19 protein-coding genes are annotated in these 25763 nt (G+C 69.7%); 5 read left to right on the top strand and 14 right to left on the bottom strand.

Annotated features, from left to right (window positions below; all coding sequences use genetic code 11):
- Window positions 1-92: 92 nt before the first annotated feature.
- The gene (locus AC2DFQ_RS08640) at window positions 93-1094 is read right to left on the bottom strand and encodes a LacI family DNA-binding transcriptional regulator (protein WP_484510333.1); all 1002 of its coding nucleotides are present in this window, start codon (window positions 1092-1094) and stop codon (window positions 93-95) included.
- Between the two features lie 157 nt (window positions 1095-1251).
- On the opposite strand from AC2DFQ_RS08640, the gene AC2DFQ_RS08635 reads away from it, so the two are divergent.
- From AC2DFQ_RS08635 to AC2DFQ_RS08620, 4 genes are read left to right on the top strand one after another with little or no spacing between them, the layout of a single operon-like run.
- Window positions 1252-2544 carry an ABC transporter substrate-binding protein gene (locus AC2DFQ_RS08635; RefSeq protein ID WP_484510332.1) on the top strand — a complete coding sequence of 431 codons (1293 nt, stop codon included), beginning with the start codon at window positions 1252-1254 and terminating at the stop codon, window positions 2542-2544.
- A gap of 2 nt (window positions 2545-2546) precedes the next feature.
- Window positions 2547-3563 (top strand): carbohydrate ABC transporter permease, encoded by a 1017-nt coding sequence (locus tag AC2DFQ_RS08630; protein WP_484510331.1) that lies wholly within the window; start codon window positions 2547-2549, stop codon window positions 3561-3563.
- 5 nt (window positions 3564-3568) lie between these two features.
- Window positions 3569-4444 carry a carbohydrate ABC transporter permease gene (locus AC2DFQ_RS08625; protein WP_484533840.1) on the top strand — a complete coding sequence of 292 codons (876 nt, stop codon included), beginning with the start codon at window positions 3569-3571 and terminating at the stop codon, window positions 4442-4444.
- A gap of 1 nt (window position 4445) precedes the next feature.
- Window positions 4446-6788 (top strand): beta-xylosidase/alpha-l-arabinosidase, encoded by a 2343-nt coding sequence (locus tag AC2DFQ_RS08620; protein ID WP_484533607.1) that lies wholly within the window; start codon window positions 4446-4448, stop codon window positions 6786-6788.
- 57 nt (window positions 6789-6845) lie between these two features.
- On the opposite strand, the gene AC2DFQ_RS08615 is transcribed toward AC2DFQ_RS08620, so the two are convergent.
- From AC2DFQ_RS08615 to AC2DFQ_RS08570, 10 genes are all read right to left on the bottom strand, one after another.
- Window positions 6846-9602, bottom strand: coding sequence for an alpha/beta hydrolase (locus tag AC2DFQ_RS08615; protein WP_484533606.1), 2757 nt, complete (start codon window positions 9600-9602; stop codon window positions 6846-6848).
- A 230-nt stretch (window positions 9603-9832) separates the two neighbouring features.
- Entirely contained in the window at window positions 9833-10783 is a 951-nt protein-coding gene (locus AC2DFQ_RS08610) for a 3-hydroxyacyl-CoA dehydrogenase family protein (protein ID WP_484533605.1), read from the bottom strand.
- Window positions 10780-11268 carry a ribose-5-phosphate isomerase gene (locus tag AC2DFQ_RS08605; protein WP_484510326.1) on the bottom strand — a complete coding sequence of 163 codons (489 nt, stop codon included), beginning with the start codon at window positions 11266-11268 and terminating at the stop codon, window positions 10780-10782. Before AC2DFQ_RS08605 ends, AC2DFQ_RS08610 begins: the two co-directional genes overlap by 4 nt.
- Complete coding sequence (locus tag AC2DFQ_RS08600) at window positions 11265-12980, bottom strand: dihydroxyacetone kinase family protein (protein WP_484533604.1); 1716 nt, start codon at window positions 12978-12980, stop codon at window positions 11265-11267. The genes AC2DFQ_RS08605 and AC2DFQ_RS08600 overlap by 4 nt, the downstream gene beginning before the upstream one ends.
- Window positions 12981-13023: 43 nt before the next feature.
- Entirely contained in the window at window positions 13024-13989 is a 966-nt protein-coding gene (locus tag AC2DFQ_RS08595; protein ID WP_484510324.1) for a sugar phosphate isomerase/epimerase family protein, read from the bottom strand.
- Window positions 13986-16334 carry a glycoside hydrolase family 3 N-terminal domain-containing protein gene (locus AC2DFQ_RS08590; protein ID WP_484533603.1) on the bottom strand — a complete coding sequence of 783 codons (2349 nt, stop codon included), beginning with the start codon at window positions 16332-16334 and terminating at the stop codon, window positions 13986-13988. The genes AC2DFQ_RS08595 and AC2DFQ_RS08590 overlap by 4 nt, the downstream gene beginning before the upstream one ends.
- A gap of 14 nt (window positions 16335-16348) precedes the next feature.
- Window positions 16349-17860 (bottom strand): arabinosylfuranosidase ArfA, encoded by a 1512-nt coding sequence (gene arfA, locus AC2DFQ_RS08585; RefSeq protein WP_484533602.1) that lies wholly within the window; start codon window positions 17858-17860, stop codon window positions 16349-16351.
- A gap of 44 nt (window positions 17861-17904) precedes the next feature.
- A complete protein-coding gene (locus tag AC2DFQ_RS08580) occupies window positions 17905-18789 on the bottom strand; it encodes a carbohydrate ABC transporter permease (protein ID WP_484533601.1) in 885 nt (294 codons plus the stop codon).
- Window positions 18786-19727: a carbohydrate ABC transporter permease gene (locus AC2DFQ_RS08575; RefSeq protein ID WP_484510320.1), complete on the bottom strand. Its 942-nt coding sequence runs from the start codon at window positions 19725-19727 to the stop codon at window positions 18786-18788. Before AC2DFQ_RS08575 ends, AC2DFQ_RS08580 begins: the two co-directional genes overlap by 4 nt.
- 78 nt (window positions 19728-19805) lie before the next feature.
- Window positions 19806-21167, bottom strand: a complete 1362-nt coding sequence (locus AC2DFQ_RS08570; RefSeq protein ID WP_484533600.1) for an ABC transporter substrate-binding protein — start codon at window positions 21165-21167, stop codon at window positions 19806-19808.
- A gap of 254 nt (window positions 21168-21421) precedes the next feature.
- Between AC2DFQ_RS08570 and AC2DFQ_RS08565 the strand changes: the two genes are divergently transcribed.
- Window positions 21422-22438 (top strand): LacI family DNA-binding transcriptional regulator, encoded by a 1017-nt coding sequence (locus AC2DFQ_RS08565; RefSeq protein WP_484533599.1) that lies wholly within the window; start codon window positions 21422-21424, stop codon window positions 22436-22438.
- Between the two features lie 12 nt (window positions 22439-22450).
- On the opposite strand, the gene AC2DFQ_RS08560 is transcribed toward AC2DFQ_RS08565, so the two are convergent.
- Genes AC2DFQ_RS08560 through xylB form a run of 3 tightly spaced genes read right to left on the bottom strand, consistent with a single transcriptional unit; the run spans window position 22451 to window position 25672 of the window.
- Window positions 22451-23560: a Gfo/Idh/MocA family protein gene (locus AC2DFQ_RS08560; protein ID WP_484533598.1), complete on the bottom strand. Its 1110-nt coding sequence runs from the start codon at window positions 23558-23560 to the stop codon at window positions 22451-22453.
- Complete coding sequence (locus tag AC2DFQ_RS08555) at window positions 23539-24234, bottom strand: ThuA domain-containing protein (protein WP_484510316.1); 696 nt, start codon at window positions 24232-24234, stop codon at window positions 23539-23541. Before AC2DFQ_RS08555 ends, AC2DFQ_RS08560 begins: the two co-directional genes overlap by 22 nt.
- 40 nt (window positions 24235-24274) lie before the next feature.
- Complete coding sequence (xylB, locus tag AC2DFQ_RS08550; RefSeq protein ID WP_484510315.1) at window positions 24275-25672, bottom strand: xylulokinase; 1398 nt, start codon at window positions 25670-25672, stop codon at window positions 24275-24277.
- Window positions 25673-25763 lie beyond the last annotated feature (91 nt).

The following is a 25763-nucleotide window of genomic DNA, read 5'->3' as shown; positions in this document are numbered from 1 at the left end:
CGTGCGCTCGGCAGCAACCCGTGCACTCGCGGGGGCGGGGAGCTCAGGCGGGGGCGGGGAGCTCAGGCGGGGGGAGCTCAGGCGGGGGGAGCTCAGGCGGGGGGCGGGGCGGTCGTGGCGCGGGGGACGAGCACCGTGGGAAGCCGCAGATGCGTCTGGGCGGGGGCGGTGCCGCCCATCAACCCCAGGAGCATCGTGACCGCCTCCAGGCCGAGCCGCTGCATCGGCTGCCGCACGGTCGTGAGGGCCGGCGACACCTGGGAGGCATCGGGGATGTCGTCGAAGCCGACGACCGACAGGTCCGCCGGCACCGACAGGCCCATGCCGGCGGCAACGCGAAGGACCGTGATGGCGGAGATGTCGTTCGCGGCGAAGATCGCGGTGGGCCGGTCGGGCCGGGAGAGAAGCTGCGTGGCGGCATGCCGGGCACTGTCTTCGGCGTAGAGGCCCACGCCGACGAGCGAACCGTCGAAGGGGATACGCGCATCCTCCAGCGACCGACGGTAGCCGCCCTCGCGCAAGATCGATGAGCGGAGATCCGGGCGTCCGGCGACGAACCCGATACGGCGGTGCCCCAGGGAGATGAGGTAATCCACGGCCTGGCGCGCCCCGCTGAAGCTGTCGGATTCGACCGTCGGCAGGTCCGCCGGGCCGGTATGCGGGTCGATGGCGACCACCGGCACCTCGGCTGCGGCGTTGACGACCGACGGCGTCACCATGATCACCCCGTCGACGAGCGTCCCGCTCAGGCGGCTCAGCGATCGCCGCTCCCATCCCTCGGACGAGCCCTGGGACGAGCCGCTGTACGCGAGCAGATCCAGGCGCGAGTCGCGCAGCGCCGCGCCGACGCCCTTGAGCACTTCGGCCGAGAACGGCTCGAAGCCGGCCACGAAAACCCCGATCACCCCGGTCTGTCGGGCCCGCATGCTGCTGGCGACGAGGCTCGACTCGTAGCCGAGTTCGGTCACTGCGGCGAGCACGCGCTGCACGGTGCGATCCGCGACGCCGTAGCGCCCGTTGACCGCCTTGGACACCGTGGCCACGGAGACGCCGGCCGCAGCCGCCACGTCATGGATCGTCACCCGTCGCCGCATGCTCGTTATCGTAGGGGTCCGGAAAACATTTTCGAAAACGTTTGACGAAATGGCGCGCCGATCGGACACTGACAGTGCACCGGGCGATGCACCGCGCGGAAATCGGCAGCCCCCTCGATGACCGAGGGGGGCACTCAATGAAGAGACAGGTGATCACATGAGGTCCACAAAGCTAGTTGCGGGGGCCGCGGCTCTGGCAGCGGGAGCGCTCCTTCTGAGCGCGTGTTCGGGTGGCGGTTCGTCGGGCGGAGGCGGCGACGGAGACGTCGAGATGACCCTCTGGCAGAACTCCACGACCGGCCCCGGCCAGGAGTTCTGGACGAACGCCATCGCGGCGTTCGAAGAGGAGAACCCCGGCGTCACGATCAATATGCAGTCCGTCCAGAACGAGGACATGGACGGCAAGCTGCAGACGGCGCTCAACGCGGGCGATCCGCCCGACATCTTCCTCCAGCGCGGCGGCGGGAAGCTGGCCGCGATGGTCAACGCGGGCCAGCTGATGGACCTCACGGATCTCATCTCGGACGAGATCCGAGGCGAGGTGTCCGAGGGCTCGTTCGCGGCCGAGACCTACCAGGACAGCGTCTGGGCGATGCCGCTGTCGGTACTGCCCGGGGGATTCTTCTACAGCCAGGACGCGTTCACCAACGCCGGCGTCGCGGCCACCCCCACCAGCATCCCGGAGCTGGAGACCGTCGTCGAGCAGCTCAAGACGAGCGGCATCGCGCCCATCGCGCTCGGCGCGAAGGACGCCTGGCCGGCTGCGCACTGGTACTACTTCTTCGCCCTTCGGGAGTGCAGCCCCGAGGTGATCGAGGAGACCGGCGACTCCAAGGACTTCAGCGACGAATGCTGGCAGCGCGCCGCGGAGGACCTGAGCGACTTCGCCTCGATCGATCCCTTCAACGAGGGCTTCCTCACCACCGCCGCCCAGCAGGGCGCCGGTAGCTCGGCCGGACTCGTCGCGAACCGTCAGGCCGCGATGGAGCTCATGGGCGCGTGGGACCCTGGCGTGATCGCCTCCCTGACGCCCGACGAGCAGCCGCTGCCCGACCTGGCATGGTTCCCCTTCCCGGAGATCGACGGCGGTGACGGCGAGCCCGGATCGATGATGGGCGGCGTCGACGGATACTCCTGTGCCGCACAGGCACCGGAGGAGTGCGCCGACTTCCTCAACTTCATCGCAAGCTCCGACCAGCAGACCGCGTACTACGAGGCCTTCCAGTCGCCGCCGGTGAACTCCGTCGCGCAGGAATCCGTCACCGAGCCCTACCTGCAGCAGATCCTCGAGGCCTACAACAGCGCCCCGTTCGTCTCGCAGTGGCTCGACACGGTCCTCGGCCAGAACGTCGGCAACGCGCTGAACGTCGCGGTCGTCGACCTGCTCGCCGGCAACAGCTCGCCGGAGCAGCTCATCGAAGCCGTCAACGCGGCGGGCGCGCAGGGCTGAGCATGTCTGTTCGCGAGATGTCCTCCACGGACGGTCCTGATCTCGCGCAGCACGACGGGGGCGGCAGCACGCCGCCCCCGTCGGTGCCGCGGGATCGCCGTCGTCCGCGCGGGCTGGGCTGGGCGGGTCGCCTCGAGGTGCTCCTCATGGCCGGTCCCGCCGTGATCTTCTTCGTCGGTTTCATCATCCTCCCGGTGATCATGGCCGCGTACTACGGGTTCTTCCGCTGGTCGGGTTTCGGTCCGGCGACCGAGTTCGTGGGCCTGCGCAACTACCTGGTGATCTTCAGCGACCCGAACTTCCAGCAGGCGCTCCTGCACAACGGCTTCATCGTCATCATGTCCCTCGTCCTGCAGGGACCGATCGCGATCCTGCTGGCGCTGCTGCTCAATCGCAAGATGCGGGGCCAGTCGGTCATCCGCGTGCTGATCTTCGTGCCCTACGTCATCGCCGAGGTCGTCGTCGGCACCGGCTTCAGCCTGCTGCTGTCCACCAACGGGGCCGCCAACGGTCTGCTCGAAAAGATCGGCCTCGGGTTCCTTCAGCAGGACTGGCTCGCCAATCCCTCGATCGCGATCTGGACCCTGATGGCGATCCTCACGTGGAAGTACATCGGCTTCGCCGTCATCCTCTTCCTCGCGGGCCTGCAGGGGATCCCCGACGAGCTCTACGAAGCGGCCGCCATCGACGGCGCGTCGTTCTGGCAGATCCAGCGCCGCATCGCGCTGCCCCTGCTGGCGCCCACCCTGCGCATCTGGGCGTTCCTCTCCATCATCGGCGCCCTCCAGCTCTTCGACCTCGTGTACATCATCTGGGGCCAGTACGTCTCCTCGGTCGCAGGCACCAACACGATGGCGATCTACATGGTCGTGACGGGGCGCAACGCCGGCAACTTCGGGTACGGCAACGCCGTGGCCGTCGTCATCTTCGCCATTTCGCTCATCGTGGCGCTCGTCTACCAGCGCTTCGTGCTCCGCCGCGACACGGCCGGCGCGATCACAGAGAAGGGTGCGCAATGAGCACCATGACCCTCACCACCGCCGCCCCCGACGTGGGCGGCCGGCGCCGCCGGCAGCGCGAGAGGCTCCCCTGGGGTTCCCCAGCGGTGTACTTCATCGCCTTCGTGGTCATCGCCCTCATGCTCGGCCCGGTGATCTACATCATCATCGGGGGCTTCCGCTCCAACTCGGCGATCACCGTCGACCCGGCGGGATTCCCCGACCCGTGGAACGTCGAGAATTACATCGGCGTCATCACGAGCGGTCAGTTCTGGACGCAGGTGGGCAACTCGACGATCGTCGCCCTTGCGACGACCATCGGCGCCGTCGCCCTGGGCCTCATGGCCAGCTACGTGATCGCGCGCTACAGCTTCCGCGGCCGCGGCGTCCTGTACGCCATGTTCGCCGCCGGCCTCATGTTCCCGATCACCGTGGCCATCACGCCGCTCTACATCGTGGTGCGCAACCTCGGGCTGATGAACACCCTCCCCGGCGTGATCCTCCCCCAGATCGCGTTCGCCCTGCCGACGACCGTCATCATCCTGGTGCCGTTCCTCCGCGCCATCCCGGATGAGATCCAGGAGGCCGCCTATATCGACGGATGCAGCCGCCTGGGCTTCTTCTGGCGCATGGTCCTACCCCTGGCCGTTCCCGGCGTGATCACGGTCGGGATCCTCGCGTTCATCGGCAGCTGGAACGCGTACCTCCTGCCGCTGTTCATCCTCAACAACGAGGCCGCGTTCACGCTCCCGCTGGGCGTGCAGGCCTTCTCATCGCAGTACTCCGTGGATACCGCCCGCGTCCTGGCGTTCACGTCGCTGTCCATGCTCCCCGCTCTGGTGTTCTTCAGCCTGTTCGAGCGGCGGATCGTGGGCGGGCTCACCGGCGCAGTGAAAGGCTGACATGTCACCGTCAGGTACGGAGGAGCCTTCGGCGCGCGTGCGCGCGCTGCTGGCCCAGATGACCCTCGAAGAGAAGGCCGCGCAGCTCGTCGGCTACTGGGTCGACCAGGGCGGTGAAGTCGTCGCCCCGCTCGCTAACGAGATGGCCACGTCGACCAAATACGCCGACGCCACCACGCACGGGCTCGGCCACCTCACCCGCGTGTACGGGACCCGCCCGGTCGACCCCGCCGAACGGGCCGGCTGGCTGTGGAACGAGCAGCGCCGCCTGGTTGCGGAGACGCGCCTGGGGATTCCCGCGATCGTCCACGAGGAGTGCCTCACGGGGCTCGCGGCATGGAAGGCCGCCACCTTCCCGACTCCGCTGGCGTGGGGGGCGTCGTTCGACCCCGCGCTCGTGGCCGAGATGGCCGAGGTCATCGGCGGATCGATGCGGGAGCTCGGCATCCATCAGGGGCTCGCTCCCGTGCTCGATGTCATCCGCGACCCCCGCTGGGGACGCGTCGACGAATGCATCGCCGAGGATCCATATGTCGTCGGCACGATCGGAACCGCCTACGTCCAGGGTCTCCAGAGGGCGGGCGTGGACGCCACCCTGAAGCACTTCCTCGGGTACTCCGCGTCGCAGGCGGCGCGCAATCACGCGCCCGTGCACGCCGGACCCCGCGAGATCGCGGACGTGCTGCTGCCGCCGTTCGAAATGGCGCTCCGCGACGGCGGCGCCCGCTCGGTGATGAACTCCTACGCCGAGATCGACGGTGAGCCGGTGGCCGCCAGCCCCGCGTACCTCGACGAGCTCCTCCGCGATGAGCTCGGGTTCGACGGCGTCGTGGTCTCGGACTACTTCGCCGTGGCCTTCCTCCACTCCACCCACGCCGTCGCCGGCGACCCGGGTGAAGCGGCCGAACTGGCCCTGAGTGCCGGCATCGACGTGGAGCTCCCGACCGCCGACGCCTTCGCCGAACCGATGCTCACGCGCATCCGCGACGGGCGTATGGATGAGGCGCTCCTCGACCGGGCGGTCTTGCGGGTCCTGGAGCAGAAGGAACGGCTCGGACTCCTCGACGAGTCCTTCGCCGAGCCGCCGGCCGCGGTCGACCTCGACTCGCCGCGCCATCGTGACATCGCGCGCCGCCTCGCGGCGGAGTCGGTGATCCTGCTCGCCAACGACGACACGCTCCCCCTGGCCGCCGCATCCGTGCCGCGCATCGCCGTGCTCGGCCCGAACGCCGATTCGTCCGAAGCGCTCATGGGCTGTTACTCCTTCGCCAATCACGTGCTCGCCCACCACCCCGGGGTTCCGCTGGGCATCGACATCCCGACCATCCTCGATGCTGTACGCGGGGAATTCCCCGGCGCCGTCGTGGACTGGGCTGCCGGATGCGAGGTGGAAGGGTCCGATCGGTCCGGAATCGCCGCGGCCGTGGAGGCCGCGCGTGCGGCGGACGTCGCGGTGGTGGTGGTCGGCGACCGCGCTGGCCTGTTCGGCCGCGGGACGGTCGGCGAGGGCAACGACGTCGACGACCTCGAACTGCCGGGGCTGCAGCGCCAGCTCGTCGAGGCGGTCGTCGAAACCGGCACGCCCGTCGTGCTCGTCGTCGTGTCGGGGCGGCCCTACGCGATCGGCTGGGCGCTGTCCGGCCCTCACGCGACCGCCGCGGTCGTGCAGTCGTTCTTCCCGGGTGAAGAGGGAGGGGACGCGATCGCGGCGGTCCTCTCCGGCCGGGTGAACCCCTCGGGCCGGCTCCCGGTGTCGCTCCCGCGGTCGGCCGGCGCACAGCCCTACACCTACCTGCATCCGCCGCTGGGTGGCCGCAGCGGCGTGACCAGCGCCGACCCGACCCCGCTCCTGCCTTTCGGTCACGGTCTGAGCTACACGACCTTCGAGCGCACCGATCTCACCGCCGATGCCACGGTGGTCGCCGGCGACCACGTCACCGTCGCCGTGACGGTCCGCAACGGCGGCCCCGTTGCCGGCGCCGACGTCGTGCAGCTCTACGGTCACGACGTGGTGGGCAGCATGACCCGGCCCGTCGCGCAGCTGCTCGCTTACGAGCGCGTCGTCCTGGAACCGGGTGCTTCCACGCGCGTCACCTTCCGCGTCCCGACCGCCCGTCTGGCCTTCACCGACCGGTCGGGCCGGCGCGTCGTGGAACCGGGCCGCGTCGAGCTGTGGGTGGGTCCGTCCTGCGCGGAGCGCGATGTCGAGGCAACTCTGGAGATCACCGGCGGCGTGCACGCCGTCACCGCCGCGGACGGGCGGCTGGCGACGGCGACGTCCGAGACGGTCGTCGGGGGCGGTGGGGATCCCGAGGCCGTACCGATTCCGGCGGGCACCGTCTGATCCGAACGCGCCGATGCCCTCTCCCGCGAACCGTGGGAGAGGGCATCGGCGTCCGGGTCAGTTCAGAACGAACGTGTACGTCGCGGCGTTGCCCACCACGTCGTAGACGAGCATCGTGTTCTCCCCCTGCACGGCCCCGAAGGTGCCGGGACGCAGGAAGTTGACGTCAGACCACGCGTTGTTCGTGAGGTCCTTCGTCTGCCCGTTGATGACGACCCTGTCCACGCCGCCGACGTCATGCAGCTTGTAGCTGACGACGTCGAAGGTGTCGCCGGTGGCCACCGTGAACTCCGCGCCGTCCTTCACCGTCGCAACCGGCGCATCCACGTCGACCGTGAATGCGAAGGTGCCGGTCTCCGAGATATTCCCCGCCCTGTCGTGCGCGTTGTACTTCACCGTGTACGCACCCGACGGCAGCGTGACCGTCGCCGAATGCGTGCCGCTTTCCGCCCCGTTCATCGCGGACTGCGTGCTCTGAACCAGCGTGCCGCCCTGATAGATGTTCGCGACGATGCGCTCCAGGCCACCGAGGTCGGACGCCTCCACCCGCACGTCGACGGCACCGAACGGACCAGCCGTCGTCGGCGAGACCAAGGTCGCCTGCGGACGGGTGGGGTCAGCCGGCACGTTCTGGAACAGCCGCGGCGCGAAGTCGATGAGATTCTTCTGCCACACATCCCATCCGTGCGGGCCGACCGTCACGCCGGCGAACTCATAATCGATCCCGGCCTGGTCGAGGACGGGCAGCGAGTTCATCACCGAGCCATACGTGAAGTCGGTGATGTCTCCGGTGTAGAGCCGGAACAATTCGGTCCCGGCGTTGATGGCCTCGACGTCGACCCCGGCGGTGCCGCCGAATCCGGCCGCGAAGGTTCCGATGTACGCGAACTCGCCCGGGTGCGCCTTCAGCACCGACACCGTGCGCGCACCACCGGCCGACAGGCCGGCAAGGGCACGCTTCAGCGGGTTCTCGCTGACGTTGTAGCGCTCCTCGGTCACCGGGACGACGTTCTCGAACAGCTCCCGCGGATAGTCGTTGACGTTGCCGTTGGGCATGACGACGACCATGGGCTGGATGCTGCCGTCGAGGAACAGGTTGTCGAGGATCTGACGCGCACGCCCGACCTCCACCCAGTCGGTCCAGCTCTGCCCACCGCCGTGGTTGAGCACGAACAGCGGATAGGGCTCGGCGCGGTCGGCGTCGTAGCCGGGAGGCGTCCAGACGTAGGCGCTGCGCTCCTCGCCGGCGACGCTGCTCTGGTACGACATGACGTCGAGGTCGCCACCGGAACCGGCCGGGACATCCGACAGCACGCGTGACCCTTCACCCGGAACGAGGAAGGTGCTCCACGCGGGCTCCGACGTCACCGACGTCGGGTTCGAGGTGTCTTTGACCGACTGCCGGTCGACGATGAAGCGATAGTGGTAGAACTTCTGCTCGAGCGGCCCCACCGTGGCACGCCAGCGGTCTCCCACCTTGGTCATCTCCACGCGCAGCCAGCTTCCGCCCGGTGCCCAGTTCGCCCAGACCGAGACATACTCGGCGTCGGCGAACTCGGTCGTCGTCTCGAACGTGACATAGCCGTCCTCCGAGATCCACGGCGTCGGCGTCGTGCCGGTCGCCGGGGGCTCGAAGCGCTCCGTGAGCGGGAGGTGTCCCTCGCTCATGCCCGGGTCGCCCGGGTTCCGGGTGAACAGGCGCGGCGCGAAGTCGATCAGGTTCTCCTGCCACGCGTTCCAGTTGTGCCCGGCGTCGGGGTTCACCCCGTCGAACTGGTACTCCAGGCCGACGGCGTCGAACTTCTGGAACGAGTCGAAGACGTCGTTGTAGGCGACATCGGTCTTGTTCCCGACGTACACGCGGAACAGGTCGGTGCGGTTGTTCATCTTCTTGACGGGGATGTCGTCGAGCTCGCCGAAGCGACCCGCGCCGAAGGTGCCGACCGCCGCGAACTCGCCCGGGTGCTCGCTGAAGACCTCGAAGGTCTGTCCGCCGCCCATCGACAGGCCGGCGAGTGCCCGCTTCTGCTTTCCCGGCGCGACGTTGTAGGCGTCTTCCACGGCGGGAACGATGTTGTCGAGGAGCTCGGCCGGGAAGTCGGGGACGTTGCCGTTGCCCATCACGACGAGCATGTCCTCCAGCTGCCCGGAGAGCCACAGGTTGTCCAGGATCTGCTCGGCACGCCCGACCTCGACCCAGTCGCGGTAGCTCTGGCCGCCGCCGTGCTGCAGGTACAGCACCGGGAACTTCTTCCCCTTGGGCTTGTAGGTCGGCGGCACCCAGACGAGCGCCTCGCGCTCCTCGTCGGCCACCGAGCTGTCGTAGGTGAGGCTCTGGACGGTGCCGGCCTCCTCCGGTGCGTCGGCCAGGAGGGCGGCGGACTCACCCGGGATGAAGAACGTGCTCCATTCCGGCTCGGATGCCACGCTCGTGGGGTTGCTGGTGTCCTTGAGTACTTTGCTGTCGTCGCCGGTGACCTGGTAGTAGTACAGGCCCGGTTCGAACGGGCCGTAGGTCGCGGTCCAGTTCGCGCCGCTGCGCTGCAGGCCGATCTGCGCCCAGTTGTGCGAGGGGCCGAAGTTGCCTTCGACGACGACCTGCGACACGGGCCCGACGGCCTCCTCCACCGCAGCGTTGGGTACGGCGATGCGAAGGTAGCCGTCATCCTGCACGGTGATCCACGGTTCCGCCGCCGCCGCGGGCGCCGCCGCGGCCAGCCCGGCCAGGGCGAGGACCGCTGCCGTGAGCAGCGCCACCGCCCGCCGGGCGCTCGGAGTCCGGCGCGAGGGCCGGCTCTGGGATGTGATCTCCATCGATTCCTCATCTCGTGTGACCTGCCCGGCCCTGCGGGCTCGACAAGGCGAGCTCGCGCGAGCCGGTTTGGGGGGAACGGGATCGACGACGTCGCGACATCCCACCGAGGATTTACAACGTCGTAAATGCCGTACGCGACACTCTGGCAGGGCCGCTGCGCGCGGTCAAGAGCCACTGTGCAACGTTGTGAATCACCGGCCGGCGTGCCCCGCCGCGGCAGGAGCGCGGCTCAATCCTGATCGAACGGGGAGGGGCCCAATTCGGCGAGAAGCTCCGACATCCGCACGTACGCGCGGTTGCGATACGCGATGAGCTCCGCGATGCGGTCGGCGTCCAGTTCGCGGAACCCTCCCCCGGCCTTCGTGCCCAGGCGGCCCTGGTCCACGTTCTCCTGCAGGATCTGCGGAGTGGCGAAGCGCTCGGGGAAGTCCTCCTGCAGCGACCGGTAACAGAAGGCGTACACATCGAGACCCGCCATATCGGCGATCGCGAACGGGCCGAAGAAGGGCATCCGGAAGCCGAACGTCGACCGCACGATCGCGTCGATGTCCTCCACCGAGGCCACGCCCTCATCCACCAGCTGCGTCGCCTCGTGGAACAGGGCGTACTGCAAGCGGTTGAGGACGAAGCCGGTGGCATCGCGCACCCGCGCCGGCGTCTTGCCGGTGCTGCGGACGATCTCCATCGCGACGCGGATGGCTTCGTCGCCGGTGGTGTCATGCGGGATGATCTCCACGCCGGGGATGAAGGGGGCGGGATTGGAGAAGTGCACCCCGACGAAGCGCTCGGGCCGCTCGACCGCCGAGGCCAGGCGGTTGATCGAGATCGTCGAGGTGTTGCTGCCGATCACCGCCGTCCCGGTCGCGCGGGAGATGCGCGCGAGGGTCTCGTGCTTGAGCTCCAGGCGCTCGGGCACCGCCTCTTCCACGAAGTCGGCGTCGGCCACGGCGGATTCGATGTCGGCGGCAGCGCTGACGTTCGCCGCCACCAGGGCGGACGCGCCGGCGGGGAAGAGCCCCTGCCCCTCGAAGTCGGTGGCCTCGGCCACGAGCCGGGCGAGGTTCGCCTCGGCGATCTCCGGGGTGGCGTCGGTGATCACAACGGTGTGCCCGGCGATCGCGCACACCTGGGCGATGCCTCCCCCCATGTAGCCGCTTCCGATGATCGCCACCCGGCTCATGGGGTTCCACCGGTCGTGTCGCCGGGGGCGGAGTCGTACTCGTCGATGACCGCCACCTTCGCCGCGGACGCCGAGGTCGGGTCGAAGCGGTAGCCGAGCCACTCCGAGACCAGGCGCTTGGCCAGTTCCAGGCCGATGACCCGCTGCCCCATCGTCAACACCTGGGCGTCGTTGCTGAGCACGCTGCGTTCGACGGAGTACGAGTCGTGCGCGGTGACCGCGCGGATGCCGGGGACCTTGTTGGCCGAGATCGCGACACCCAGCCCGGTGCCGCAGACCAGCAGCGCCCGATCTGCCTGACCGGCCGCGACGCGCCGGGCGGCGGCCACCGCGACGTGCGGGTATGCCGTGGCCTGGTCGCTGCCGACCCCGACGTCGACGACCTCCGCCACGCGGTCGTCCTGCTCGAGCAGCGCCTTCAGCGCCGTCTTGTACTCGTATCCGGCGTCGTCGCTTCCGACGACGATGCGGAGTGGTTCGTTCATCGTGATCCTTCCCTTGCGTCTGAGGCGATCGCCGTGACGATCAGCGCGAACGACGTCGCACCCGGATCCGGGTGGCCGACACTCTTCTCCGCCAGCGGCCGAGCCCGGCCGAGGGCCGGCCGCATCGCGGCCGTCCCCTCCGCGGCGGACGTGGCCGCCGCCGCGGCGTCGGAGAGCGCATCGGCGATCGTCGCGCCGTCTCGGAGCCGATCGCCGAGGACCCGGACGTACGGGTCGATCGCGTCGACCATGGTCTTGTCTCCCACGTGGGCGCCTCCCCGAGCGCGCACCACCCGCAGGGCCGCGGTGGCCGCCGTGGCGATCGTGTCGCGGGTGTCGGGCTCGTCGCCCTCGAAGGCCGCTCCCACCGCGCGGAGCATCGCGCCCCACAGCGCCCCCGAGGTACCCCCGGCCTTCTCACTCCACGCGTCGCCGACGTCCGACAGCATCCGCGAGATACCGCGACGCGGGTCGGCGGCGGCGTACGCAGCCTCGGTCCCCGTCCGCATCCCGACGCCGTGGTCACCGTCACCGGCGATCGCATCCAGACGGCCCAGTTCCTCGGCGTGGGCCGCGACCACGTCGCGGGCGACGCTCAGCAGACCCACCGCCACCTCGGCAGCGGCCTGCGAAGCGGGGGATGCCTCGGCCACGACCTCGGCCGGCTCCTCCGCTGCCGCCCCGGCGCGGGCTCCGGTCACCACGCGCCCGGGCGCCAGCGAGCCCTTGCGATAGGCCGCCGACTCCGCCGGCGCCGCCCACAACGGCTCCAGCTCGTCGTCCAGCCAGACCAGCGTCACCGAGGCCCCGGCCATGTCCAGGCTCGTGACGAGTTCGCCCACTTCGGGCTGCACGATCGTCAGACCGGCATCGGCGAGCAGCGCGGCGACATCGCGATAGAGGACGAAGAGCTCCTCGTACTTCACCGCCCCCAGCCCGTTGACCAGCACGGCCACGCGGTCGGCGCGGTCGTCCGGCACATCCTCGAGTAGCTGTTCGATCAGCTGACGGGCGAGATCCCGCGAGCCGGTCCGCGGCACGTCGCGGATGCCGGGTTCACCGTGGATGCCGAGACCGATGGACATCATGCCCTCGGGGACCGTGAACAGTGGGGCGTCGGCGCCGGGAAAGGTGCAGCCACCGAAGGCCACCCCGAGGGAGCGCGTGCGATAGTTCGCCCGCTGCGCGAGTCGCTCGACCTCGTCGAGGTCGTCGCCGCGTTCGGCGGCCGCTCCCGCGATCTTGAACACGACGAAGTCGCCCGCGATCCCGCGACGGGCGGTCCAGTCCTCGATCGGGGCGCTCGCGATGTCGTCGGTGACGAGCACCGTGCGCGTGTCGATCCCTTCGCTGCGCAGACGATCCTGCGCCTCTCCGAAGTGCATCACGTCGCCGGCGTAGTTGCCGTAGGAGAACAGCACTCCCCCGCCGGCGTCCGCTGCCCGGCCGACGCGATACGCCTGACCGGCGGAGGGGGACGTGAAGATGTTCCCGCACACCGCGCCCGCTGCCATCCCCGGACCGACGACACCGGCGAACGCGGGGTAGTGCCCGGAGCCGCCGCCGACGACCACGGCGACCGACCCCTCCTCGGCGGGCACCGCACGGACGACTCCACCGTCGACCGCGCGGACGACGGCGGCGTTCGCGGCCACGAATCCTTCGAGCGCCTCCGCGACGAAGTCGTCGGGCTTGTTGGCAATACGCGTCATGGGTGTCTCCCTCGCATTGGCCCTGTCTCTCGCCTGGGCGGTGTCACTGCAGTTGGCGGACGCGACTGGTGCCGCGCGCATGGCCCTCGCGGCGGGGCAGCACGTACCTGCGCAGGTAGTCGCGGTTCTCGGCGCAGACACTCAGTCCGTCGCCGCCATAGTTCTCCAGGCAGATGACCCCCTGGAACCCCTGCTCGAGGGCGTATCGGAAGGCCCACCGGTAGTCGATGACCCCTGTCGACAGCGGGGACGGGGCAGCGAAGTAGAAGTCCCCGGCGACATCCTCGTCGCGGACGTAGTTCTTCACGTGCCAGAAGTTCGCATACGGCAGGGTCTTCTCCACCAGCTCCTCCCAGCGCTCGACCGGGCGATGGAGGCGAATGAGGTTGCCGATGTCGGGGTTGAGCCCGACGTTGTCCAGGCCGATCTCCTCGACCAGGCGAACGGCCAGATCTCCCGAGCCGAGGAAGGTGTCTTCGTACATCTCGAGGGACATCAGGATGCCGGCTTCCTCGGCGTGCGCGCCGAGCTCTCGCAGTCGCGCCACGGCGAGGTCCCAGTCCGCGGGGTCGTCGTGCGGTCCCTCCACCGTCCAGAACCACAGCTGAGCCGACTGCGCCGGTGTCAGCGGGCGATGCAACCCGAAGGACACCGTTCGGATGCCCGCGGATGCGGCGGCCTCGATCACCCGATGGCTGTACGCCAGGTTCTCCCCACCATGGGCCGGGTCGATCACGCTCCGCCGGATCGCGGAGAGCGAGACGGGTTCGACGCCGCACGCGGTCGCGGTGGCGACGAACTCCGAAAGCCGGCCCGGCGAGAGATCGGCCAGCCTCACCCACGAGTCCGTGACATCGAGCATGTCGAACCCCGCGTCGGCGATCTCGGTCAGGTCTGCCGCCCAGACCTCGGCATCGGCATCCGTCACGGCCGTGCCGTCGCGCAGCGTCCCCGGAAAGGGCAGCGCGGCTGCGGCGATGGGCCATGTCTCGGCCGTCCATGCGGTCATCCGTCGGTTTTCCTCTCGATGCGAACGGGGGTGTCCAGGACCGGATCCCCGACGACACGGACGCCGCCGGTCAGCGTGATCCGCACCGGCTCCGTCGTCCGCGCAAGCGAAAGCCCCGCGAAGAGGTCGATCGCGCCGGGCTCGACGATGCGGCGCCGGTCGAGCCCCGTGAACGAGAAGCGATCGGCGGAGAGGGTAAAGGTCACCCTCGCGGCCTCGCCGGCCGCCAGAGCCACGCGCGCGTAGCCGACCAGCTGCGCCACCGGCCGCGTGACCTGGGCGACCGGATCGCCCGCGTACAGCTGCACCACGACGCCGCCCTCGCGATCGCCGGTGTTGACCACATCGACGATCGCGTGCACGGTCCCTGCCACATCCACCTCCTCGGCGTCGACCGCGAGGTCGCCCAGGCTGAACCGGGTATAGGAGAGGCCATGACCGAACGGGAAGGACGGGGCGATCGACAGATTGCTGATGCGGTCGCCGTCCTGTCCCAGCGGCGGGGCGAGGTAGGTGTGCGGGACGGCCCCGCCGGTGTGCGGAACCTGAACCGGGAGGTGCCCCGACGGGTTGACCTGCCCCGTGAGCACGCGCGCGATGGCCCCCGCCCCCTCCACCCCGGGGAAGAACGCCTGCACGATCGCCGCGGCGCGTCCGACGAACCGCCCGAGGGCGTAGGGCCGGCCGGACACCACGACGAGAACGACCGGCGTACCGGTGGCGAGCACCTCCTCGACCAGGCGCGTCTGGTGACCGGGAAGATCCAGATCCGGCGCGTCCGATCCCTCGCCCGACGTGCCCCGGCCGAACATTCCGGCGCGGTCCCCCACCACCACGACGGCGACATCGGCGGTGCGGGCCGCCGTGACCGCGCGCTCGACATCTCCGGCGGCCGGCGCATCGACGAGCGGCGTGCCGTCTTCGGCGACCACCTCGGCGTCGGGGAGGGCGTCGGCCACCGCTTCCGCGATGGTCCGCGCGGCGATGCCGAGCCCGAACTCGGGATGGCGCGGCAGCACGTGGATCGGATACGAGTACGCGCCCAGGAGGACGCGGGGATCGCGCGCGCCGGGTCCGACGACCGCCACGCGGCCGGTGGACGGGGACAGCGGCAGGACGCGTTCGGCATTGTCGAGAAGGATGACCGATTCCTCCGCGAGGCGTCGCGCCACGCTCCGGTTCCGGGCGCTGTCGAGGTCGTGCGGCTGCGGTTCCGCCGGCGCCCATCCGTCGTCGAGGAGCCCGAGATCCAGCTTCTGCCGAAGCACCCTCCGCACGGCCGTATCAATCTCCGCCGCCGTGCGATCGGGATCCGGATCGTCGACCCCCAGCTGCGTGTACGCCGACGTGTCGGGCAGTTCGACATCCATGCCGGCGTGGAGGGCGAGCCGACCGGCATCGGCCATCGACGCGGCCACCCCATGCTGGGACTTGAGGAAGGCGATCGCCCAGTAGTCCGAGACGACGGTTCCCCGGAAACCCCACTCGTCCCGGAGGACCTCCGTGAGCAGCCAGCGGTCGGCGGCTGCGGGCACCCGGTCGGTCTCGGTGTAGGAGTTCATGACGCTGCCGACGGCGCCGGTCCGTACCGCCATCTCGAAGGGCGGGAGCACGAGGTCGCGCAGTTCGCGCTCGCCCATGGAGACCGGCGCGTGGTTGCGCCCGCCGCGAGAGGACGCGTGACCGGCGAAGTGCTTGAGCGTCGCGATCACCCCGCTTCCCTGCATCCCCCGCACGTACTCGGTCGCGAGCGTCGCCACCACGAAGGGGTCTTCGCCCAGTGTCTCCTCCACACGGCCCCACCGATAGTCCGTCACGACGTCGAGCACGGGAGACAGCCCCTGGTGCACCCCGACCGCGCGCATGTCGTCGCCGATCGCGGAGGCCATCTCACGCACGAGGTCGCGGTCGAACGTGGCGGCCCACGCCAGCGGGGTGGGATACACGGTCGCCCCGAGGGTGGTGAAGCCGGTCAGGCACTCCTCGTGCACGATCGCCGGGACGCCGAGCCGGGTGCGGGTGCGGAGGAACTGCTGAGCTGCCCGCACCTTCTCCATCCCGTCGCGCGGGTCGACGGGCGTGGTTCCGAAGACGCGCGTGAGGTGCCCGATCCCGGAGGCGGCCGCCTCCTCGAACGGGCGCCTGCCGCGCGCCAGGACGTCCTGCATGGGGGCGATGATCTGCGACGCGTCCCGCGTGTCCTCCCAGTGGCTCCCCAGTTGACCGAGCTTCTCCTCGCGGGACATCTCCGCCAGGAGGGCCTCCACGCGCGCTTCCGGGTCCGCTTCGGGGTTCCGCCACACCGGCGGCGCCGTCGGTCGGTCGGTGATGGGCGTATCCGTCATCGTGGCACCCGAGCTCACCGGAGGGTCACGGCCGCCCACGACACGGGCGGCAGCGTGAGCGCCACCGTGTGCTGGTCGACCTGCCGGGTGGCGATGTCCTGCAGGCCCACCCGCTCACGGTCGTCGAGGGTGTTGGCGGCGTGGATGTCGGCGTCGTGCAGCCCGACCGCGGACACGACCCCGACGGCACCCAGCATGGTCGCGTCGATGTCGAGCGTGATCTCCTCCTCGAGGCTGCGGTTGACGACGAACAGCGTCGTCTCGCCGCTCTCGGGATCGTGGGTGGCGACAGCGTCGACGACGGGGACTTTTCCGTACAGCGCGGTGTCGTACTCGGGTGCCTCCAGACGCACCTCGAGCGCGTTCCCGCGCGCGAGCCGGGCCGTCTCGGCGAACGGGAAGAACGTCGTCTGGCGCCACGCCGGACCGCCCGGTTCGGTCATGATCGGGGCGATGACGTTCACCAGCTGAGCCAGGCTTGCGGACTTCACGCGGTCGGCGTGGCGGAGGAGCGAAATGAGGAGGTTGCCGACGACGACGGCGTCCGCGACGGAGTAGGCGTCCTCGAGCAGGCGCGGGGCGACCGGCCACTGTTCGATGTCGGTGATCTTCTCCACGTCGTTGTAGCGCGACTGGTACCAGACGTTCCACTCGTCGAAGGAGATGTCGATCGTCTTGTCGCTCCGACGTGCCGCCTTGACGTGATCCGCGGTCGCGACGACGGCGTCGATGAAGCGATCCATGTCGGTGGCCGACGCCAGGAAGCTCGCGTAGTCGCCGTTCTTCGGCTCGTAGTAGGCGTGGCACGAGATGAAGTCCACGTCGTCGTAGGTCCGCTCGAGCACGACGCGCTCCCACTCACCGAAGGTGGGCATCCCCGCGCCGGAGCTCCCGCAGACCACCAGCTGCAGGTCGGGGTCGACCTGGCGCATCGCGCTGGCCGTCTTCGCTGCGAGGCTCCCGTACTCTTCGGCGGTGCTGTGGCCGAGTTGCCACGGGCCGTCCATTTCGTTGCCGAGGCACCACATGCGGATGTTGTGCGGCTCGGGGCTGCCGTTGTGCACCCGCTTGTCCGACCAGAACGTCCCCGAGCGCAGGTTCGCGTACTCCAGCACGTCGAGCGCCTCGAGCACGCCCCGGGTGCCGAGGTTGACCGCGTACATGACGTCGCTGCCCGCCTTCGCCGACCAGCGAGCGAACTCGTCCAGCCCGATCTCGTTGGTCTCGGTCGAGTGCCACGCGAGGTCGATGCGACGGGGGCGGTCCTCGCGAGGGCCGACCCCGTCCTCCCAGCGGTATCCCGACACGAAGTTCCCGCCCGGGTAGCGGACGGTGGAGACTCCGAGTTCGCGGACGAGTTCCAGGACGTCCGAGCGGAAGCCGTCCGAGTCCGCCGAGGGATGCGAGGGCTCGAAGATCCCGTCGTAGACGCAGCGACCGAGATGTTCCACGAACGACCCGAAGAGGCGCCGGTCGATGCCTCCGACGACGAAGTGCGGGTCGATGGTCACGCGTGCAGAAGTCATGCTTTTCTTTCCGGAAGAGGGTGGAACGGACGGGGCGGAGACGGTCACTTGAGGCTGCCGATCGACAACCCGCCCTGCCAGTAGCGCTGCAGGGTCAGGAAGGCGATGACGAGCGGGATGACGGAGACAAGGGAGCCGAGGATGATGATGCTCCACAGCGAGGTCCCGCCGGAGTTGTTGGCCGATGCGATGCCCTGCCACAGACCGATCCCGACGGTGACGGGGAAGAGACGGTTGTCCGACAGCATCGCCAGGGGCAGGAAGTAGTTGTTCCACGACGCCACGATCGACAGCAGCAGCACCGTGACCACTGCGGGGCGCAGCATCGGCAGGGCGACCTGGACGAAGATGCGGAACTCGCTCGCTCCGTCCACCCGACCGGCGTCCAGCAGCTCATCGGGCACGGCGTCGCGGGCGTACACGTGCATGAGGTACACCCCGAACGGGTTCAGCAGGGTGGGCAGGATGACGGCCCAGATGGTATTGGTGAGCCCGAGCTCGGAGAACATGATGAAGGTCGGGATGACGAGCGCGGTGGTGGGTACCATCACCGACCCGAGGAGGATGGCGAAGCTCACCCGCCGGCCGGCGAAGCGGTATTTCGCGAACCCGTATCCCGCGGCCACGGCCAGCACGGTGGCCCCCAGACCGCCGGCGAAGGCGTAGAGAGCCGAGTTCGCGAGCCACCGCAGGTAGATGCCGTCCTGGAACGTGAACAGCTGGGAGATGTTCCCGGCATAGTCGATGACGTCGTCGAACCACAGCGCGCTTCCCCCGCCGAACAGGCCGGCCGCCGTCTTGGAGCTGTTGACGATCACCCACCAGAACGGGATGAGGAAGTAGACCACGAGGAAGCCGAGCAGGAGTTGCAGCGGAAGGAATTGCCGCCGCGTGGCCGAGCGGCGTGATCGGTCGACTGCCGTGGTCATGAGAGGAAGCTCCCCCGCTTACGCGTGATGAACATGAACAGGTACACGCAGACGAACACCACGGCGCCCAGCGCGAACGAGATCGCGGAACCGTAGTTGTAGTTCGCCAGGGCGAAGGCCTGCTGGTACGCGTACATGTTGGGGGTGAAGTCGGCGGAGATGGCTCCCGCCGCCAGGTAGCGGAGGATCTGCGGTTCATTGAAGAACTGCAGTGTGCCGATGAGCGCGAACACGAGGATGAGCACCAGCGCCGGCGCGATGAGGGGGATCTTGATCCGCAGCACGATCTGCCACTGGCTGGCCCCGTCGATGCGCGCCGCCTCGTACAGAGTGGGGTCGATCCCCTGGAGCGCGGCGTAGAGGATGATCATGTAGTAACCGGCCCACTGCCAGATGACGATGTTCAGCAGCCCGAAGAAGATCAGATCGCGGCTGAGGAAATCAGGACCTGCGAGTCCGAACATCCCGAACAGCTCCGCCAGCGGACCGAAGCTCTTGCTATAGAGGAAGCCCCACATCAGCGCACCGATCACGGCGGGGATCGCGTAGGGCAGGAACACCATGAGCCGGGAGAACCGGGCGAATCGTCCCGTCACGATGTCGAGGATGAGAGCGACGGCCAGCGAGATGGCCATCTGCAGGGGGATCAGCACGAGCGAGAAGCGCAGGACGAACCAGATCCCGCCCAGGAAGCTGGCGTCCGTGAACGCCTTGACGTAGTTGCCGAACAGCACGAACCGGGTGCCCCCGATGAGCTGGTTCTGGAACAGGCTCAGGTAGAGCGCGAAAAGGAGGGGCGCGACCAGGAACGCGAGGAAGACGATCGCGAACGGTGCGACGAAGCTCCAGCCGACGAGCGACTGCCGGCCTCGGCGCCGGGGACGCCGGGCGGGTGCGGCGTCGGCGATGGTGGCGCTCTGCGCCAGATCAACGGTCATGGGATTCCTCCGGGGAAGCGGATGGACGCGACGCCGCGTAGGCCGGCCCGGTAGGCGGACCGGCCCACGCGGAGCGGCTCACTCGACGGTGAAGCCCTGTTCCTCGGCGTAGGCGACGACGTCCTCCTGCAGCCGGTCGGCGGCCTCGGAACCCGACACCGAGCCCTCGTTGATGGCCGCGAGCTGCTCGGTGAAGGCGTCGAAGTAGTACTGGCCGAACGGCGTGTAGGTCATGCCCTCGTAGGCGTTGGCCGCCGGCACGTACACCTCCGAGTTCGCCTGCTGGCCCCCGAAGAACGGCACCTCGTAGTCGACGAACTCGGGAGAGTTGAGCGCGTTGAGGTTCAGCGGGAAGATGACCTGGTTCTGCCATCCGTCGGCGAGGGATGCCTCGTCGGCGTACAGGCCGAACGCGGCCATCGCCGCCAGCTCGGGGTTGCGGGCCTGGCTGGTGACCGAGAACGCCGATCCACCCCAGTTGACCGACACGGGATTGCTGGTGTCCCACTGCGGCAGCGGGGCGGTCTTCCACACCCCCGCGTCCTGCCCCTCGCCGACCCCCGCGCCGGTGAGGTATCCCGGCGCCCAGGCCGCCGAGATGTACGTGGCGTAGTCGCCGCCGATGACACCGGAGATGTACTCGGGGGTGAACTGGTCCTGCGTGCCGACGAGGCCCTTCTCCACGAGCCCGGCCCAGTAGTCGAGCACCTTCTTCGACGCGTCGTCGTTGAGGTCGATGCCGATGGTCTCGGGGGAAGCCGAGTCATAGGTGAAGGGCTGCGCGCCGGCCTGGTATTGCAGCGCCATGAAGGAGGCCGGGACGTTGGCACCCAGGTCGCCGAACAGGGGTCCGCCGGCATCCTTCACGGTCTGCGCGGCCGCTTCGTACTCGGCCCACGTGGTGGGCGGGGTGATCCCGTACTGATCGAAGATGTCGGCGCGGTAGATCATGCCCATCGGACCGCCGTCGACGGGAACGCCGTAGATGCCGTCACCGACGGAGACGTCCTTCCACGCACCCTCGCTGTAGTCGTCCTGGACGTCTTCGTAGCCGTAGTCGCTGATGTCGATGATCGCTTCCTGGATCTGGAAGGTCGGGATGCGGTCGGCCTCGATCATGATGACGTCCGGAGCCCCCGTCTCCGCCGTGATCGCGGTCTGGAACTTGTCGTACTCGTCGCCGCCCTGACCGACGTTGGTCCAGCAGACCTGCACGTCGTCGTTCTGCTCGTTGAAGTTGTCGACGACGAGCTCCATGTTCGGGTACCAGGCCCACATCGTGACGACGGGCAGGTCCTCTTTCGGGATCGTGTTGGTGCAGTTGGTGGCGTCGTTGCCGCCGGCGGCGTCGCCGCCTCCCCCTCCGCCACCGGTGCAGGAGACGAGGGCGGCCGCGAGCACGACGGTGGCGCTGGCAGCAAAGACCGGCTTTGTCTTCACGGGATTTCCTTTCGGATGCTGAGACCTCTTTGTCACGCAGGATCACGCTCGTGCAGGACCGGCGTTCGGGAAGCCGAGCGTTTCTACAACGTTGTAGAGCAACGTTGTAGAAACACTATGACGCCCCGCTCACGAGTGTCAAGATCCGGTGCTCGCCGGAGGACGATCCGCGGGAGGGCGGTGATCCGGGGCGCTCGGCCCAGCCCCTAGAGTGGGGATCTACGGCGGCGGGAGGGGGACCGATGGGGCCGACGATGCATGACGTCGCCCGTGTCGCGGGGGTGTCCATCAAGACGGTGTCGAACGTCATCAACGACTACCCCCATGTCCGGCCAGGCACCCGCAGCCGCGTGGAGGCGGCCATCGAGCAGCTGGCGTACCGGCCGAACGCCTCCGCGCAGGGCCTCCGCTCCGGCCGCACCGGAATCATCGGACTGGCCGTTCCCGCGCTGCGCGAGAACTACTTCGCAGAGCTGTCGGACTTCATCATCCGTGCCGCAGAAGCCCGCGGACTCGGGGTCGTCGTCGAACAGACGAACGGCGACCGGGCGGCGGAGCTTCTGGCGGTGTCCGGAGGACGACGGCGGTTCACCGACGGCCTGCTCCTCAGTCCGGTGCGCCTCGGCCAGCGCGACGCCGCCGTGCTCGACGTGGATTACCCGCTCGTCCTGCTGGGCGACCGCATCTTCGGCGGGCCCACCGACCACGTCGCCATCCACAACACCGAGGCCGCGCGCGCAGGCGTGGAGCACCTGTTGTCGATCGGGCGCCGTCGGATCGCCCTTCTGGGGGGCAGCGAAGACGCCGCCGGGGAATCGAGCTCGGCGAGCCTGCGCCTGCGCGGATACCGCGAGGCACTCGCCGCCGCCGGAATCGCCGAGGATCCCGCGCTGATCCGGCCCGTCCTGCACTGGACGCGTGCGGCCGGCGCCGAAGCCGTCCACGCGATGATCGCGGACGGCGTGTCGGTCGACGCCGTCTTCGCTCTCAACGACACCCTGGGCCTCGGTGCGCTCCGTGCGCTCGCGGGCGAGGGCCTGGCGGTCCCCGACGACGTGGCCGTCCTCGGGTTCGACAACATCGATGAGGCGCGCTTCTCCGTGCCCTCGCTGTCGAGCGTGGATGCGGGCAAGGAGCGCATCGCGGAGATCGCGGTGGACCTGCTCCTCGAGCGCATCGCGGAGAAGGGCCCGCGGCAACCCCCGCGCACCGTGCAGCCGGAGTTCACCGTCGTCGCTCGCGAATCGACCGGTTTCGCCACCGACGAGTAACGCCGAGTCCGCCTACCCCGGGTGGGACGACGCGTCCCGCCATCGGTCCCGCGGAGTGAGCGGAACGAGCGCGGGCGGCCGCACGGTGGAGGTGATCCCGAGCCGTTCGCCGGAGGCAGCCGAACGGAGGAGGCCCTCCATCACCTCCAGGACGTGCATGGCCATGGCGCCGTCCGCGCGAGGGGTCTCCGTCGTCACGAAGTCGATGAGGCCCACTCCGCGCCCGGCCTCGGCGTACCCCGCGGAGGGCTCCAGGTCGCTCCAGTCGGTGTCGCCGACACGACGGATCCGGGCGACACCGTCGAAGAGGTTCGGGTCGGGGACCTGGATCGACCCCTGCTCGCCGTGCACCTCGATCGGCGGGGCGGCGGTACCGCCGCCGTCGAAGCTCATCACCACGGTGGAGACCGCGCCGCCGGAGTGCTGGAGGATGCCGGTCACGTGCGTGTCCACCGCCACGGGGATGGTCTCACCGGCGCGAGGGCCGGTGAGAATCGTCCGTTCGGACCGCGTGCGGCTCGCGGCGCCCGTGACCGTGGTCACCGGCCCGAGCAGGTGCACCAGGCTCGTGAGGTAGTACGGCCCCATGTCCAGAAGCGGGCCGCCGCCGGGGGCGTAGTAGAAGTCGGGCGCCGGATGCCAGTGCTCATGGCCGGGGGCCACCCAGGTCGCCGATGCGGCCACGGCCCGTCCGATCGTCCCGGAGTCGACCGCATCCCTCGCCGTCTGCACGCCCGTGCCGAGAACCGTGTCGGGGGCGCCACCGAGCCGGCGGCCCGCGCGTGCGGCGGCGTCCACCACGGCGCGGGCCTCCGCGACATCCACCGCGAGGGGTTTTTCGCCGTACACGTCCTTGCCTGCCGCGATCGCCTGGAGCGCGATGTCGGCGTGCGCGGCGGGGATCGTGAGATTGAGCACGGTCTGCACCGACGGGTCGGCCATGAGCTGCGCCACCGAGAGGGCCCGAGCGCCCGGAATGGTCGCGGCGATGCGGTCGGCGCGCGCCGGATCGAGGTCGGCCACCGCGGTGATCTGTACCGCGGAACTCCCGACGAGGGTCTCGAGGTACTGCCGCGAGATCACCCCGAGTCCGACGATGCCTATGCGGTGCGGGCTGCCCACAGCATCCCCCGTTCGATGATGGTGCGCACGTTCGGGTCGCGGAGCACATCGGGGCTGTGACCGGGGGTGGCGACGAAGATCCGGCCGGCGCCCCACTCCCGCGTCCACACCGCCGGGCTCACCACGGGACGATGCCAGGGGTGGTAGGGACGCACCGGATGCGTCGTGGTCGCCAGCACATCGATCAGGTCGTCGTGCAGCACCCAGTACTGCTCCGTGTCGAGAGCGAAGTCGTCGAGCCCGGCGGTGATCTCGTGGGCTCGGCCCGCGGCGGTGATCTCCACCCGGTGCGGCAGGAAATTGTCGCGCTCGTCCCCCGGCCGCTCGTCGGGCCGTCGGCCGGGGTGGGTGGCGAACTGGCCGCCGATGAGGTGCAGGTAGTCGGATGCGGCCCGGTACGAGTCCGCGATCCCGCCGTGCCAGCCGGCCAGTCCGGTGCCGTTCTCGACCGCGGCGCGCAGGCCGCGGAGGGCCTCATCGGAAATGGTGGACATCGTGACGGACTGCACGACGAGGTCAGTGCGGGCCATCGCCTCGGCATCGGCGTAGACGTCGTTCGTCTCCTCCACCCGCACCTGGAATCCCGACTCCTCGAGGAAGGGGAGGAAGAGCTCGGTGGACTCGCGGGGATGGTGCCCGTCCCACCCACCTCGGACGACGAGTGCGTGTCTCATGTGATCTCCTCCGCGAGGGCCGTCCCCGCTGCCGCCGGCTTCAGCGCGCGTCGGCCGCGCGGGCGGTGGCTATCGCATCGTAGGCCGCACGGACTTCGGGTCGAGCATCCGATACCGCGTCGCGCTCCAGGACGACCGGCCAGGAGGGGCGCGCGCCCGTCAGCGTCCACGCCGCCTGACGCGCCGCGCCCAGGGCGACATACTCCGCCGGGGCGGGTACGGCCACGGGAACGTCGAAGACCTGCGCCGCGATGCGGGCGACCGCCTCGCTGCGTGCCGCGCCGCCCACCAGGAGCACGCGCTCGGCGGTGACCCCGAGGCTGCGGATGGCGTCGAGACCGGTCGCAAGTCCGGCGAGCATCCCTTCCACGGCGGCCCGGGCGAGGTTCTCGCGGGTGGTGTTGCCCAGCGACAGCCCCGACAGCGAGGCGCGCGCGTTCGGCAGGTTGGGGGTTCGCTCGCCCTCGAACCAGGGAACGAGCACGACTCCCCCGGCGCCCGGCACGGCGTCGAGCGCGAGTGCTGCCAGTTCGTCGTGGGTGACGCCGAGGAGGCGGGCTGTGACGTCGAGTACCCGCGCCGCGTTCAGCGTGGCGACCAGGGGGAGGTAGCCGCCGGCGGCGTCGGCGAATCCGGCGACCGTACCGGTCGGGTCGGCCACCGGGTGATCGGTCACGGCGAAGACGGTGCCGGAGGTGCCGATGGAGACGCCGACGTCGCCGGGTGCAGCATCCAGCCCGAGGGCCGCCCCCGCGTTGTCGCCGGCTCCCGGGCCGACGAGGACCCCACCCGGCGTTGTCCCGGCGTTCTCGCCCGGACCCAGCACCGTCGGGAGGACGGCGTCGTGCCCCAGCGCCACCGTGAGCAGTTCGCGGTCGTACCCGTCCGGACCCCAGTACGCGGTGCCGGAGGCATCCGAGCGGTCGGTCGTCAGGGCGTCGAGCTCGGGGTTCTCCGGGCCGAATCCGCGGAGCCGCCAGGTGAGCCAGTCATGGGGCAGTGCGACGGCGGCCACTCGGGCGGCGTTCTCCGGCTCCGCATCCCGCAGCCATCGGAGCTTGGTCGCCGTGAAGGATGCGACGGGCACGACGCCGGTGCGGGCCGCATAGGCGTCGGCCCCCACCTCGGCGACGAGGTCGGCGGCCGCCTGTGCGGAGCGTGTGTCGTTCCACAGCAGGGCGGGCCGGATGACGCGCCCTGCGGCATCGAGCGCCACCATCCCGTGCTGCTGCCCGCCGATCGAAATGGCCGCGACATCGTCGAGGCCACCGGCGCTCGCGATCGCGGCCTGGAGCGCGACCCACCAGGCCTCCGGGTCGACCTCCGTGCCATCGGGGTGCGCTGCGCGCCCCTCACGGACGATCGCGCCCGTGCCGGCGTCGACGATGACGATCTTGCACGACTGCGTCGACGAGTCGACTCCTGCCACCAACGCCATCACATGCTCGCTCTCTCTGCGGCGTGGAGTGTCCACGACACCCGGGTGCGTTCGTGCCGCATCCGGGTGTCGCGGAGACTCAGGAAACGGA

It is taken from the genome of Microbacterium sp. Z11_20 (assembly GCF_057197605.1).
This window is presented reverse-complemented; position numbering and strand designations above follow the sequence as displayed.

What these genes read in the sequence shown, in the direction of transcription:
- AC2DFQ_RS08555 (WP_484510316.1), bottom strand. Translation starts at nt 24,234, where the DNA reads ATGAGACACGCACTCGTCGTCCGAGGTGGGTGGGACGGGCACCATCCC.
- AC2DFQ_RS08600 (WP_484533604.1), bottom strand. Translation starts at nt 12,980, where the DNA reads ATGACGCGTATTGCCAACAAGCCCGACGACTTCGTCGCGGAGGCGCTC.
- AC2DFQ_RS08615 (WP_484533606.1), bottom strand. Translation starts at nt 9,602, where the DNA reads ATGGAGATCACATCCCAGAGCCGGCCCTCGCGCCGGACTCCGAGCGCC.
- AC2DFQ_RS08635 (WP_484510332.1), top strand. Translation starts at nt 1,252, where the DNA reads ATGAGGTCCACAAAGCTAGTTGCGGGGGCCGCGGCTCTGGCAGCGGGA.
- AC2DFQ_RS08605 (WP_484510326.1), bottom strand. Translation starts at nt 11,268, where the DNA reads ATGAACGAACCACTCCGCATCGTCGTCGGAAGCGACGACGCCGGATAC.
- AC2DFQ_RS08595 (WP_484510324.1), bottom strand. Translation starts at nt 13,989, where the DNA reads ATGACCGCATGGACGGCCGAGACATGGCCCATCGCCGCAGCCGCGCTG.
- AC2DFQ_RS08625 (WP_484533840.1), top strand. Translation starts at nt 3,569, where the DNA reads ATGACCCTCACCACCGCCGCCCCCGACGTGGGCGGCCGGCGCCGCCGG.
- AC2DFQ_RS08620 (WP_484533607.1), top strand. Translation starts at nt 4,446, where the DNA reads ATGTCACCGTCAGGTACGGAGGAGCCTTCGGCGCGCGTGCGCGCGCTG.
- AC2DFQ_RS08610 (WP_484533605.1), bottom strand. Translation starts at nt 10,783, where the DNA reads ATGAGCCGGGTGGCGATCATCGGAAGCGGCTACATGGGGGGAGGCATC.
- AC2DFQ_RS08575 (WP_484510320.1), bottom strand. Translation starts at nt 19,727, where the DNA reads ATGACCGTTGATCTGGCGCAGAGCGCCACCATCGCCGACGCCGCACCC.
- xylB (WP_484510315.1), bottom strand. Translation starts at nt 25,672, where the DNA reads ATGGCGTTGGTGGCAGGAGTCGACTCGTCGACGCAGTCGTGCAAGATC.
- AC2DFQ_RS08640 (WP_484510333.1), bottom strand. Translation starts at nt 1,094, where the DNA reads ATGCGGCGACGGGTGACGATCCATGACGTGGCGGCTGCGGCCGGCGTC.
- AC2DFQ_RS08590 (WP_484533603.1), bottom strand. Translation starts at nt 16,334, where the DNA reads ATGACGGATACGCCCATCACCGACCGACCGACGGCGCCGCCGGTGTGG.
- AC2DFQ_RS08630 (WP_484510331.1), top strand. Translation starts at nt 2,547, where the DNA reads ATGTCTGTTCGCGAGATGTCCTCCACGGACGGTCCTGATCTCGCGCAG.
- AC2DFQ_RS08565 (WP_484533599.1), top strand. Translation starts at nt 21,422, where the DNA reads ATGCATGACGTCGCCCGTGTCGCGGGGGTGTCCATCAAGACGGTGTCG.
- AC2DFQ_RS08580 (WP_484533601.1), bottom strand. Translation starts at nt 18,789, where the DNA reads ATGACCACGGCAGTCGACCGATCACGCCGCTCGGCCACGCGGCGGCAA.
- arfA (WP_484533602.1), bottom strand. Translation starts at nt 17,860, where the DNA reads ATGACTTCTGCACGCGTGACCATCGACCCGCACTTCGTCGTCGGAGGC.